Origin of the sequence: Thermomonas sp. (assembly GCF_035369645.1) — a bacterium.
In the GTDB taxonomy this organism is placed as follows: domain Bacteria; phylum Pseudomonadota; class Gammaproteobacteria; order Xanthomonadales; family Xanthomonadaceae; genus Thermomonas.
Genome location: NZ_DAOOUM010000011.1, coordinates 7,462 through 20,647 on the forward strand (window position 1 = coordinate 7,462; position 13,186 = coordinate 20,647).

13 protein-coding genes are annotated in these 13,186 nt (G+C 58.5%); 7 read left to right on the forward strand and 6 right to left on the reverse strand.

Going from position 1 to position 13,186, the window contains the following annotated elements; translation table 11 throughout:
* The 4 genes from PK789_RS03470 to PK789_RS03485 all read left to right on the forward strand — a co-directional run.
* Nucleotides 1-394, forward strand: a 394-nt coding sequence (locus PK789_RS03470) for a general secretion pathway protein GspB (protein ID WP_324307045.1), incomplete at its 5' end; no start/stop codon positions are given.
* A 7-nt stretch (nt 395-401) separates the two neighbouring features.
* Complete coding sequence (locus PK789_RS03475; RefSeq protein ID WP_324307047.1) at nt 402-629, forward strand: RNA-binding S4 domain-containing protein; 228 nt, start codon at nt 402-404, stop codon at nt 627-629.
* A gap of 96 nt (nt 630-725) precedes the next feature.
* Nucleotides 726-1,247, forward strand: a complete 522-nt coding sequence (locus PK789_RS03480) for a sigma-70 family RNA polymerase sigma factor (protein ID WP_324307048.1) — start codon at nt 726-728, stop codon at nt 1,245-1,247.
* 11 nt (nt 1,248-1,258) lie between these two features.
* Nucleotides 1,259-1,927 carry a serine/threonine protein kinase gene (locus tag PK789_RS03485; RefSeq protein WP_324307050.1) on the forward strand — a complete coding sequence of 223 codons (669 nt, stop codon included), beginning with the start codon at nt 1,259-1,261 and terminating at the stop codon, nt 1,925-1,927.
* Between the two features lie 24 nt (nt 1,928-1,951).
* On the opposite strand, the gene PK789_RS03490 is transcribed toward PK789_RS03485, so the two are convergent.
* From PK789_RS03490 to PK789_RS03510, 5 genes are all read right to left on the reverse strand, one after another.
* Nucleotides 1,952-2,746, reverse strand: a complete 795-nt coding sequence (locus PK789_RS03490) for a hypothetical protein (RefSeq protein ID WP_324307052.1) — start codon at nt 2,744-2,746, stop codon at nt 1,952-1,954.
* A 46-nt stretch (nt 2,747-2,792) separates the two neighbouring features.
* Nucleotides 2,793-3,398, reverse strand: a complete 606-nt coding sequence (locus PK789_RS03495; protein WP_324307053.1) for a hypothetical protein — start codon at nt 3,396-3,398, stop codon at nt 2,793-2,795.
* Nucleotides 3,399-3,546: 148 nt separating this feature from the next.
* Nucleotides 3,547-3,855: a BrnA antitoxin family protein gene (locus PK789_RS03500; RefSeq protein ID WP_324307054.1), complete on the reverse strand. Its 309-nt coding sequence runs from the start codon at nt 3,853-3,855 to the stop codon at nt 3,547-3,549.
* Between the two features lie 62 nt (nt 3,856-3,917).
* On the reverse strand, nt 3,918-5,054 hold the full coding sequence (locus PK789_RS03505) for a COG3904 family protein (protein WP_324307055.1): 1,137 nt from the start codon (nt 5,052-5,054) through the stop codon (nt 3,918-3,920).
* A gap of 106 nt (nt 5,055-5,160) precedes the next feature.
* A complete protein-coding gene (locus tag PK789_RS03510) occupies nt 5,161-6,237 on the reverse strand; it encodes a DUF1615 domain-containing protein (protein ID WP_503011882.1) in 1,077 nt (358 codons plus the stop codon).
* 156 nt (nt 6,238-6,393) lie between these two features.
* On the opposite strand from PK789_RS03510, the gene dbpA reads away from it, so the two are divergent.
* The 3 genes from dbpA (at nt 6,394) to PK789_RS03525 (ending at nt 11,425) form a co-directional block, all read left to right on the forward strand.
* A complete protein-coding gene (dbpA, locus tag PK789_RS03515) occupies nt 6,394-7,776 on the forward strand; it encodes an ATP-dependent RNA helicase DbpA (RefSeq protein WP_324307058.1) in 1,383 nt (460 codons plus the stop codon).
* Between the two features lie 62 nt (nt 7,777-7,838).
* Nucleotides 7,839-8,345 carry a hypothetical protein gene (locus PK789_RS03520; protein WP_324307060.1) on the forward strand — a complete coding sequence of 169 codons (507 nt, stop codon included), beginning with the start codon at nt 7,839-7,841 and terminating at the stop codon, nt 8,343-8,345.
* Between the two features lie 116 nt (nt 8,346-8,461).
* Nucleotides 8,462-11,425 carry a bifunctional diguanylate cyclase/phosphodiesterase gene (locus tag PK789_RS03525; protein WP_324307061.1) on the forward strand — a complete coding sequence of 988 codons (2,964 nt, stop codon included), beginning with the start codon at nt 8,462-8,464 and terminating at the stop codon, nt 11,423-11,425.
* Nucleotides 11,426-11,477: 52 nt separating this feature from the next.
* Here PK789_RS03525 and hutU read toward each other — a convergent pair whose 3' ends face one another.
* Nucleotides 11,478-13,148, reverse strand: coding sequence for a urocanate hydratase (gene hutU / locus PK789_RS03530; RefSeq protein ID WP_324307063.1), 1,671 nt, complete (start codon nt 13,146-13,148; stop codon nt 11,478-11,480).
* Nucleotides 13,149-13,186: the final 38 nt, after the last annotated feature.

Consider the following 13,186-nt stretch of genomic DNA (forward strand, 5'->3'; position numbering starts at 1 on the left):
ACCTGCTGCAACACCTGCTGCAACACCTGCTGCAACACCTGCTGCAACACCTGCTGCAACACCTGCTACAACACCTGCTGCAACCTCGGCGACAACACCGCAGCCAGTCGCCGCCACACCCGCACACGCGCCCAACATTGCGCCCGCACCGGCGGTCGCTCTGCCACATCCAACCGCCAGCACCGCTGCCCCCAACCTCGCCGACACCGCCCTACCCGCGGTCAAACTCAGCATGCATATGTGGGATGCCGACCCCGGCAAACGTTTCGTCATCCTCGATGGTCAACGCATGGGCGAAGGCGATCGCAGCAATGGGCTCAGCGTGATTGCCATCGAACGCAATGGCGTGGTCATCGAACGCAACGGCCAGCGCGCGCGCATTCCACTCCCCTGAGTTTTATATGCAAACACTAAATTTCGAACTCGACCCCGGCCATGACTTCATCGAACTCAATCAATTATTGAAACTGGTGGGCCTGTGTGAGTCCGGTGGCGCTGGCAAACAATTGGTGGCCAGCGGTGAGGTGTGTGTGGATGGCGTAACAGAACGCCGCAAGACCGCCAAAATTCGCGCCGGCCAGCGGGTGCGGCTGGATGATGTTGAAATCCGAGTGGCGCAATCCGCGTAATGCGCATCGACTGAATTTTTTTGCGGCGCGTGTGAGAACGCCCACACCGATGCGAATCATGGTTTCGACAAGCGCGATGACCGCGCCAAGGACACCATGCCTACCATTGCCGCCAGCATGACCACACACGACCACCGCGACACCTTTGCCACGTTGTTGCAACGCCATCGCGGCATCGTGTTCAAGGTGGCCAACACCTACGCACGTCTGGCCGAGGATCGCGACGATCTGGCGCAAGAGATCACCGCGCAGCTGTGGCACGCCTACCCGCGCTTTGACCCCGCACGCAGCTTCAGCACGTGGATGTATCGCGTTGCCTTGAATGTGGCGATTAGCCATGTGCGCGAGCAAGCCATCCGCCGCCGTCACGACGCGGTGCCACTGGATGCCGACCTGCACGACATCGCCAGCACCGATGCCTGCGATCACGAGCATCAGCAACAGCTGCAACAGTTGCAGCGCTTCATCCAGCAACAAGCACCGCTCGATCGCGCCCTGTTGCTGCTGTATCTGGACGACCGCCCGCAGCGCGACATCGCCGAGATTTTGGGCATCAGCGAAAGCAATGTCTCAACCAAGATCAACCGCCTGAAACAGCGCATCCGCCACCAATTGTGAGCAACACAACCATGGACACCACGATGGAACTCGACGACGTCAAATCGGCCTGGCAGGCCCTCGACCGCCGCTTGGAACTGGACAACCGGCTCAAGCTGCACGCCCTGCACGAGCGCAGCACCTACCAAACCCGCCGCGCACTGCGCCCACTGTTCTGGGGACAGATCGCACAAATCCTGTTCGCACTGCCGTTCATCGCACTCGCCGCCCTGCTGTGGATGAGCCACCCCGTGCATCTCGCCACGATTGTCGCCGGCGTGCTGGTGCATGCCTATGGCGTGCTGACCATCATCTGTGCCGGCGTGGTGCTGGGCCAACTGGGCAAGGTGGACTACAGCCAGCCGGTGCTCGATATCCAAAAACACCTGCTGCGTGCACGCACCCTGTACATCCGCAGCGGCATGATCGCCGGCCTGCCGTGGTGGTTTTTGTGGGTCGCCATCTTGCAGGTGTTGACCGGGCTGAAGGATGTGGACTTGCTGGCCACAGCACCCTCGCTGGTGGTGAGCGGCTACGCCATCGGCATCATTGGCTTGCTGGCCACAGCCTGGTTTCACCGCTGGGCACGCCGCCCCGAACGCGCCGCATTTGGCCGCAAAATGGATAACAGCTTGACCGGCGGCAGCCTGCGCAAGGCACTGGCACAGTTGGAAGAACTTCAGCGCTTCGAACAGGAGTGACTGCCCGCCGTGATACCCCGTGCGTCATTCAAAAGCAGAGCGCATTAACTCTTCGCAACTACCCGTTAGCTCATCACCCAGTCTCGAACCCTCTAACACAACACCAGTATCATCAAAATACTTACTAAAACTATGAGCCGTTGCCGCGCCGATAGATGACGATATCCCGGCGTTACCCCCTAATCCTTGACGCATCAGATCAGCACGCTGCAAGTCTTCCCATGCTAGGAATCCGGTGGCTGCAAACTGAGCACAAGCTCCCACTCTGTATGCAAGAAACTCTTCGTCTTGAACGCTTCTACGAACACCCAGAACGGCACTAGCCACATGAAATGTTTCATGGGCAATAGATGTGGATCCGGCTGCAATGCTTTTCTTGATCGCATACTGATCTAATGGAAACGCATAATACAAACTAAGCGACGCATTAGACTGAAGTCTCGATCTGCTTTTTGAATATGCATAACCAACAGGCACTAACGTAATATCATAACTAAACCTACTGCTACTTATTCCGCTTCTTTTCAATACCCACTTTGTAGCAGCGAGAAGGTTATTGCAGTACGACCTCTCTAAAGATCCATCTCGCTCACTCCTAACAAAAATACTGATCTGATGGTTTTCATCTGAGCAGGCTGTAATTTGCATCTTAGTTGCGATACTTCGCTTTTCCCCAGGAAGGATACTAGCCGTTGATATAAAAAAATTTGAACCAAAGCGAATTATTTTAGTCAAATGAGCGCCTCGCCACGAAATACTTTGCTGTAAGTTGTCAGGAATACTGACGCATGCAGACAGAGTCGCCGTGATGCAGGCCATGACGAGGCATAAAATGCTCCGCGAATTTATCGCGAAGCATTTGAAATCAATCAATGCGACACGCATAAGGTGACGGATATGCTGTGCATCGGTAATAAGTTGACGTTGCTGCCGCAGTAACTACATCTTCGTACTTAGATGCGACAGAGATGACCTGCTCCCCATAGCCAGAGTTCACCTGAAATCGTTTTAAGCTATATGTAATTTCATTTGCATCCCCGCCACTTGATAGAGCCCAGTTATTTACCGAATCCGGATCCGCAAGTTTCAGGATGTTCCCCGATCGGATCCAACTGAAATCCTTAGTTGCTCTAACTACCCCTGTGCTGCTGTTCTTAAGCATCAGGGTCACTATTCCTGAGTCCGGATAAGTGATAGTCGAACCGCTTACATCAATCGAAAACTGCGCGGCATCAGCCACATCAGCGGCGACTAAAACTTGCTGCGCCAAAGCAACCAGCTTCTTATTCCCGCCGCCACCGCCACCCCATGTGCCGCCAATTTTTCCGCCAATTTCACAGCTTGGCTTACTGGGTAGGCCGGAACATTTTCCGCTTATCTCCCATGTCCCTTGGCTAGTTGTTGCGCAACCTCCTAACGATAAACAGGCAACAGACAAAGCTACCACCAAGACCGCTTTTAGCTGCATCATTTTGTCTCTTTATCTAAACCACTGCTGGACTAGCAGCGGCTTGGTTATAGCGCAGTCAAATGCGCGACGTCAATTCAACAATAGTGGCGGTGGGCGCTAAGGATTGAGTTAGGCCGGCGCGCGAAACTGCGTCGGCTTGAACGCATCGTTAGACCGATGCATCACGGAAGGCACGAAGCACGGCATTGATACGGGTCTGGTAGCCGGCACCCTGTATCTTGAACCACTCCAGCACGTCCTGATCCACCCGCAACGAAATTGCGGACTTGGGTGGCTGTACTTGCAGGCCACGGCGGACAACCCCGCGAACGATATGACGAACCTCGGTTTCCGGATGATCGGGGGCAGGTTCACCCTTGGCCGAACGAAGGCGAGCGAAGTCAGTCTTGGACTTGACTGAAGTAGATGCGCGCTTCACGGCGGGTCGCTTTTCTGAACGAGATGATGCGGATTTCATGAGTAGTCTCCGTATGAACCATTGAGACGGGAATCAACGACCGGGCAGCCGCCTAACGCAATTTAAGGCTGCGCCGCAGCCTTCTCTATCTCTGTTTTATTCGCAGCATCTGGCTTGCCGCCGGCATCATCACGCTTGGCTTGTGCATCCTCCGCCTTGGCTTGCGCGGCTTGTTCTGGCGGGGTGGATGTCGGCATCGCCAGCACCGCACCATCCAGTTCGGCCATCGGGCTTTCAACCGGGCATTTGGGGTCGGGGAAACCGTAGCGCGTGCGCAGGGTCAGGCCGCAAGTGTTGATGTCTGCCACGTCTTGATTGGCAGCATCAGCAGGCTGCACGCATTGCGCCTCGTACGCGCGGCGGAAGGTGTCGCGGCGTTGCAAAAACTCGATCCCGCAACGCCGCGCCAAACGGATGCGATCCAGATCATCTTCCACTGCATTGGCACCGGCCAAACCAAACTGTTCCAATTCTGCGTCCGTCAGGATTTTCAACGTGCGGTTGGGCACCGTGGTCATCAGGTCATAGACCTCGATGGACGCGCCGTTACGCTCCAGATAATTACGCAATTCATCACTGAGGCGACGCAATTCTTCGCCCAATTCTTTGCGCGATGTCGCGGTGGATTTGACCCGAATCATCCGATGTACACCCACCGGCCCCACGATCACGCGCATGTCGCCAGCGGCCAGCAACAGCACGCAGGCGCTATGGCACACCGAATCGCCGCGCACCCAAATCGTCCAATCATTTTCGCCGATGGCATCGCCGGCACGCATCGCGGCCTCCACGCTGCCGCCACCCGAATCAATATCCAAAATCCGCTTGCCGATGCCCAGATCATTGGCCACCTTGCCGGTGCGCTCGGCCAGTGCGGCAAAACTGGCCGACACCTTGCCTTTGTAGCGCAGCCGCACCAGCCCAGATGTGCGGCAGTCCTGTAGGGTGTTGCGCAGGTCTAGATAGGCCAACGACAACACCGGACGGCCATCACCTTGGCGGTAATCGGCGCTGCAATCGACCCACGCATCGCCGGCTTCCAACCGCACCGGCGACCAGTCGATTTGCGCCTGCTCTTTGCGCTGCACCACCGGTGCGGGGGCTTCCAATGGCCCGCCATTAGTCTGCGCAGGCGCGGGGGCGCGATTGCAGGAAATCAGCAACAGACACAGTAAAGGGAACGTCCAACGGAACGACATCGGCGGCTTCGCGGCGGGGGGCTACACGCCAGTCTAGTGTGCCGCCTGCGTGCCGCCTACAACCGTGGATGAATTGCATCATTGCGGCGTGGCATGCAGCGCCCACTCAACGTGCCATGCATTGCGTCCAGCGGCTATTGACCCGCTGCGCAAACCACGCGGTGGTTAATGTACGTGTGATCTTGGGGCTGTCCAGCGTGATCTCCGGCACCCGCATGCGTGGCAGTGGTTTGCCGGCACCCTTGCCATCCGCAATCGCATACACCTGTTGATACAGCGGCGTGTCGGCAAACGCGGCGCTGCGACCCTTGCCCAGTGCGGTGCGAATGTCGGCAGCGCGCATTCCCAATGTGTCGGCAATGCTGCGCAAAGCCGCTTCGGTAGCACCGGGGTGATCCATCGCTGCATCCGGTGCCAGCAAGTCGCCATCGCGCGCCAGCTTGCGACCACTGGCCACCGCCACCGCCTGCTGAAACGCGGCATTGCGGCTGGCATACCAGCCCGCATTGAAATCTGCAAAGCGATACAGCAACTGCGGGTAATCGGTGGGGTAGTCCAGTAGATGTTTGATGCCGAAATACAGCCCGCCACGACGGCTAAACACCTCACTACGCACGCTGCCATGCATGGGATACGGATAGCCACGCAGATGGCGTTCGGCAAAATCGATACGCACCTGCATCGGCCCACCGGTGCGTATCGGGTTCAAGCGTGCCAGTAAGCGCTCGCCCATGGGAACGCGCTGGATCATCTCTTCAAACAAGGCCGACAACTCCTGCTCGGTGCGCAGCAGCGCAATCCGTTCGGCGTATGTGCGCCCATCCGGTGCGCGCAGGCGCAATGCGGCATCCACCATGAGCACAGGCACGTGGAATTTTTCCGCACGCCGGTTGATTTCATTGCGTGCAATGGTGGCCAGGCCGGGCACCGGTGGATCGGTGCGATAGGTGGATTCTTGCTCCACCACCGCCAGCACCGCGCACAGGTTTGCGCTGCTGGGGTCTAACTTTTGCGCAGCAAATGCCGCTTGAATATCACGCGCCCAGCCTTCACGGTCGTGCAAGGTCACCGGCAATTTGCGCAGCAATTCAGCTTGCACTTGTTCCGGCGTGCGTTGCTGATCACAAGCGGCCAGCAGCAAACAAAGTGCCAAAGAGCAGGTGCGATCGTTGCGTATTCGCATACGTGCTGAACTTTGCGGCGCGGCCGCTGCGCGAGGTTTGGCAGAGGCTAACAGGCCTGACTGAATCCTGTTGGTACACATGCGTACCGCCCTTTGTAATCGCAATCCTCCGGCTGAAAACAGGCGGTGCCATGCGCAAAACTGCGATCATAGGCCATGACTACGCCCACCACCTTTGCCGAATTGGCGCTTGCACCGACGCTTTGCGCCGGCCTTGATGCACTGGCTTACACCCAGCTCACCCCCATCCAAGCGCAGGCATTGCCGGCGATTTTGGAGGGCCGTGACGTGGTTGCACAGGCCCCCACCGGTAGCGGCAAGACGGCTGCGTTCGGGCTGGGGCTGCTGCACAAGATCGACCCGGCTGCCGGCCGCACGCAAGCCTTGGTGCTCTGCCCCACCCGCGAACTAGCCGACCAAGTGGGCAAGCAGTTACGCAAGCTGGCCACCGGCATTGCCAATTTGAAACTCTCGGTGCTGTGTGGCGGCATCCCGCTGGCCCCGCAACTGGCCTCGTTGGCACATGCGCCGCAGGTGGTGGTGGGCACGCCGGGGCGGGTGCTGGAGCTGGTGCAAAAAGATGCACTGGACCTGCGTGGGGTACACACCTTGGTGCTGGACGAAGCCGACCGCATGCTGGACATGGGGTTTGAGGACGCCATCCGCGCCTTGGTCAAACGCTGTCCAAAAAACCGGCAGACCTTGTTGTTCTCGGCCACCTTCCCCGACCCCATCCGCAGCTTGGCCACCGCCATGCTGCGCGATGCACTGGAAGTCAGCGTACAAGGTGGCGCGCAACCGGCCAGTATCGAAACCCATTTTTTTGATGCCGAACCGGCACGCCGCGCACCGCAATTGGCCGCACTCCTGCTGCAATTTCGCCCCGCTTCCAGCGTGGTGTTTTGCAATATGCGCAAGGACACCGAGGAAGTAGTGGGCTCGCTGGCGCATTACGGATTCAACGCACTGGCGTTGCATGGCGACATGGAGCAGCGCGACCGCGACGAAGTGCTGGTGCGCTTTGCCAACCGCAGCTGCAATGTGCTGGTTGCCAGCGATGTGGCCGCACGCGGCTTGGATATCGACGACATCGGCGCGGTGATCAATTACGAACTACCCACCGATGCCGATACCTATCTGCACCGCGTTGGCCGCACCGGCCGCGCCGGCAAGCAGGGGCTCGCGTTGAGTTTGGTGGCCGCAAACGAACGCAACCGCGCCAGTTTGATCGAAGCCCGCCAAGCCGAGCCCATTCGCTATCAACGCATCGCCGCCTTGGATGGCAAGCCGCGTGATGTGCCGCAAGCCGCAATGACCACCCTGCGTATCGACGCCGGCCGCACTGACAAACTGCGCCCCGGCGATATCGTGGGTGCGCTCACCGGCGATGCTGGCCTAGGCAAAGATGCCATCGGCAAGATCGATGTGTTTGCCACCCGCAGCTATGTGGCCATCGCCCGCGCCGAAGCCAAGCACGCGCTGGTGCAATTGCGCGCCGGCAAAATCAAAGGCCGCAAATTTCGGGTGAATATGCTCTGACAGTGACCGCGTGCGGGTGCATGATATCCATGCACACCAAGGCGCTGCGAAGGGGAACGCCGATGGCCCAGCTCAAACGCGAAGATTTTGATACCGCAGCCAAGATGCGGTCACAAATGTGGTTTATCTATCCGTTTTTTGGCATTCACATGCTGATGTTTGGGCTCTCCGGATTTTTCTTGGCCTATGGCCCCAGCCAGCCCGATTTGATGTTTCTATACCTGCACGGCGGCATCGCAATTTTGGTGTATCTGGCGTTTTATCTGGTGATCTTTGGCCGCGACGAAATCCAGTGGATGTTCATCAATGCGGCACTCGGCATCCTGGGCATTTATTCACAGATCGGCTGGATCTTGGCGCGGTTTGGCAAGAGCATCGACAACTATCCGTGGTATGTCAGCATCACCCCATTTTTGTACTACGTGCTGTACACCTTTTTGCTGCGGCAATTTTTGTTGGATGTCACCAGTAGCCGCGACAATCCAACGCGCAAAGTATGGGTCAACAATGGCTATGTGATCGTCTCGCTGGCGGTGTATGTCGGCTTGCTGTTACGCAACGGTGCATGATCGACGCCCGCAATTTGCGTCGCCGCATTTTGTTGCACTAGAAACCAATCCCACCGCGCATGACAGCCCCATACGGGTGGGCATGTCTTTGTAAAAATTAAGCGTACACTCGGGCCATGAGCACGCGCGTCCAATACAGGGGGCCGCGCGATGCGGGCGGTACCGGTTCGGGCATGGGACCGGGTATCGACTTCGTGTCGGCGCTGTTTGCCACCACCAGTCTCGATCAGATCGAGGCCATCGCTGCGCGTGAAACCGAATCTCGCTTTGGTCTGCATAACCTGCGCCTGCATTGGGTTGCGGCACCGACCAGCAGCTCGCCATTGGTTGAAGACAATTCTGCGGCCGTGGTGTCGCTGCACCCGCGCCGCCCGCCATCGGCAAAGCAACACCTACAGTTTGAACTGGCCGGTACGCCTGCCGGTACTTGGTTGTCAGTGGATCCACCGGCAGTCAATCACAATTTCGACCCGCAATCCTCGGCGTGGCAAGATTTCCTAGTCTTGATTGCCGCACGCGTGCGCACTGCACTGGAACTGCGCGACCAGCAAATCGCCACCGATCGTCTGGGCAAGACCGCACGCTTGCAAGCAGCCCTGTATGCCGTGGCCAATCTTGCTTCGGCCAAATTGGAAATGGCCGACATGCTGCGCCGCATCCACGATGTGGTGCGTGAATTGATGTATGCGCGAAATTTTTTCATCGCGCTGCACGACAACAGCAAAGACACGGTGCGCTTTATTTATTTTTCGGACGAACAAGACCCGCGTCCGGTTGACCCGGAGCGCGAATTCAGCGCTGATGAGCTGGGCAATAGTCTCACCTTGGGCGTCATCCGCGCCGGACGCCCGGCCATGGGGCCATCGCGGCTAGTCAGTGCAGAGTTTGGTTTGGATGTCGATGCGATTGAATGCGGCCCGGAAAGTGCCGACTGGCTAGGCGTGCCAATGATCGACGATGGCTTGGTGCGTGGCGCAATTGTGTTGCAAAGCTACGATCAGCCCAATCGCTACACTCTGGAAGATCAAGCACTACTGCAATTTGTGTCGCACCACATTTTGATTGCGCTGACCCGCTGGCAGGCGCGCGATGAACTGGAGCGCCGTGTCGAAGAACGTACCCAAGCACTGACCGAGGAAGTCCGCGAACGCAAGCGCGGTGCAAAGCTACAAGCCGCCTTGTACAGCATCGCAGATCTGGCCAGCAGTCAATTGAGCATGGAAGACATGCTGCGCAGCATCCACCTGACTGTAGGTGAGTTGATGTACGCACACAATTTTTTCATTGCGCTTTACGACCATGGCAATGACAGTGTGCGCTTCATTTATTTTGCCGATGCCAAAGACACCAATATGTATCAAGTCGATCGCGCGGTACCGGCGATCCAGATGAAAGACAGTCTCACCCTTGGCCTGATCCGTCACGGCAAACCGGTACGCGGCTCGGCCCGCAAGGTAGCGGAAGACTTGCATATCCCGACGGGCACTGGCTTAGGCACACCTGCGCTGGATTTTCTGGGTGTGCCAATTATTGGCGACAGTGGCGTGCGCGGCGCTGTGGTGGTGCAGACCTACGAGACTGGCGTGCACTACAGCATGGAGGACAGCGCCCTGCTGGCCTATGTGGCTCAGCACATCATGACCGCGTTGGAGCGCAAAAAAGCCCAAGCCGAATTAGAACGTCGTGTGCAAGATCGTACCCAAGAACTTGCCACCGCCGTAGCCGAACTGCGCGAGCAAATCCACGTGCGCGAGCAAGCCGAACAACGCTTGCAGCACGAGGCCCTGCATGATGCATTGACTGGCCTACCCAATCGGGCCTGCTTGATCAATGCCATCGAACTTGCGTTGGCGCGTTCACAACGCGATGCAGAGCAAGGCTTTGCCGTGCTGTTCCTCGACCTGGATCGCTTCAAGGTCATCAACGACAGTGTGGGCCACATGTTTGGCGACATGATGTTGCAACAGGCCGCTACCCGCCTGACCAGCAGCATTCGCAGTCAGGACATGGTGGCGCGTTTGGGTGGCGATGAATTCGCCATCTTGATGACCGGTATTAGTAGCCCCGAGGATGCCTGCCACACCGCTCAGCGCGCGATCTTGGCGTTGTCTGAACCGATGAATATTGGCGATAAGGAACTGTTCACCTCGGCCAGCATCGGCATATCACTGGCCGGGCCACGCTACCGTTTGGCTGAAGAGTTGCTACGCGATGCCGACGTTGCGATGTACCGCGCAAAATCGCGTGGCCGCCACTGTTTCGCCCTGTTCGATGAGGGCCTGCACAAAGAAGCCCTGCACTTGCTGGAGCTGGAAAGCGAGCTGCGCTATGCCATTCAACGCCACGAGTTTGTCCCTGCATTTCAGCCCATCGTGGATCTATCTGATGGCAGGGTCATGGGCTATGAAGCGCTGTTGCGCTGGCATCACCCGCATCGTGGCATCGTCTTGCCCGGTGAGTTTTTGAAAGTGGCCGAAGACAGCGGCAGCATCGAACATATCGACTGGCAGATGCTAGCTGCGACCTGTCAGCACATTCCAGCCCTAGCCATCGATGGACGCTACGTCACATTAAACGTATCACCACGCCGCTTTCATTCTCCGGACTTGGCCAACCGCCTGTTGGAAACTCTAGCCAGCCATGGCGTACCAGCGCACTGTATTCGCGTTGAAATTACCGAAGATGCCCTACTGGAAAACCCGGATCAGGTGCTGGCTACGCTGGAAACCCTGCGCACGGCGGGCGTGCTGGCTGCACTTGATGATTTCGGCACCGGTTATTCGTCGCTGAGTTATTTGCATCGCTTCCCGATGCATGCGCTGAAGATCGACCGCTCGTTTGTGCGTGACCTAGAGCCCGGCAATGGCACCACCGGTAGCAGTGCCGCGGTGGTACGCGCCGTATTGGCGATGGCCAGCTCACTAGGGATCGAGGTGATCGCCGAAGGTATCGAAACCGAAGCACAGCGCAATATGCTGATTGCGCTGGGCTGCACGCGCGGGCAAGGGTTCTTGTTTTCACAAGCCCTGCCCGCATCGGAATGGTTAGGCGAGCGCTTCCCGCCGTTCCTGCCCCGATAGCGCGGCGTTATCCGCTGCGCTTTGATTGGTCTTGCCTGTCACGCAACAGGGTTTACAGCATCGGCAACTTGAGCCCCTGCTCTTTTGCGCACTGCTGCGCGATCGCATAACCGGCGTCGGCATGCCGCATCACGCCGGTGCCGGGGTCGTTCCACAACACGCGGGCGATGCGCTTGTCGGCGGCCTCGCTGCCATCACACACGATCACCACGCCGCTGTGCTGCGAATAGCCCATGCCCACGCCGCCGCCATGGTGCAGCGATACCCACGTGGCACCGCCAGCGACATTGAGCATCGCGTTGAGCAAGGGCCAATCGCTGACTGCATCGCTACCATCGCGCATCGCTTCGGTTTCGCGGTTGGGCGAGGCCACGCTGCCAGAATCCAGATGGTCACGGCCAATCACCACCGGTGCTTTCAGTTCGCCATTGCGCACCATCTCGTTGAAGGCCAAGCCCAGCTTGTGACGCAGACCCAAACCCACCCAGCAAATGCGCGCCGGCAGGCCTTGAAAGCTGATCCGCTCGCGCGCCATATCCAGCCAGTGGTGCAGATGCGCATCGTCCGGGATCAATTCCTTGACCTTGGCATCGGTCTTGTAGATGTCCTCGGGGTCACCGGACAGCGCCACCCAGCGGAACGGGCCCACGCCACGGCAAAACAACGGGCGCACATACGCCGGCACGAAGCCTGGGAAGGCGAACGCGTTCTCGCAGCCGACATCAAACGCCATCTGGCGGATGTTGTTGCCGTAATCGACGGTCGGGATGCCCTGCGCGTGGAAGGCCAGCATCGCTTCCACATGCACGCGCATGGATTGCTTGGCCGCGTCACGCACGCCTTCCGGGTTGGTTTTTTGCTCGGCCAGCCAGTGCTCGACACTCCAGCCCATCGGCAGATAGCCGTGCACCGGATCATGTGCCGAGGTTTGATCGGTGACGCAATCCGGGCGCACGCCGCGCTTGACCAATTCCGGCAAAATTTCTGCGGCATTGCCCAATAGCGCGATGGACTTGGCTTCACCGGCCGCCGTGTATTTCGCGATGCGCGTCAACGCGTCATCAATATCGCTGGCCTGTTCGTCGACATAGCGCGTCTTCAGGCGGAAATCGATGCTCGACTGCCGACATTCGATATTGAGCGAACACGCCCCGGCCAGCGACGCCGCCAACGGCTGTGCGCCGCCCATGCCGCCGAGGCCGGCGGTCAAAATCCACTTGCCTTGCAGCGATCCGCCGTAATGCTGGCGGCCCATCTCGACAAAGGTTTCGTAGGTGCCCTGCACGATGCCCTGGCTGCCGATGTAGATCCAGCTGCCGGCGGTCATCTGCCCGTACATCATCAAACCCTTTTTATCGAGCTCGTTGAAGTGCTCCCATGTGGCCCAATGCGGCACCAGATTGGAATTGGCAATCAGCACGCGCGGCGCGTCGGCATGGGTGGGGAACACGCCCACCGGCTTGCCCGACTGCACCAGCAAGGTTTCGTCGTCGCCCAAAGTCTTCAAGGTGTCCAGAATCTTGTCGTAGCAGGCCCAATCGCGCGCGGCGCGGCCAATGCCGCCGTACACCACCAGCGAGGCAGGATCTTCAGCCACTTCCGCGTCGAGGTTGTTCTGCAACATGCGGAACGGCGCTTCGGTCAGCCAGCTTTTGCAGGTGAGCTGGTTGCCGCGTGGCGCGCGAATGCTGCGGGAAGGGTCGTGGCGATTATGGGTGGTCATGGCGGCTATCCGGCTGCGAAAACGGGTGGATTAAGTTT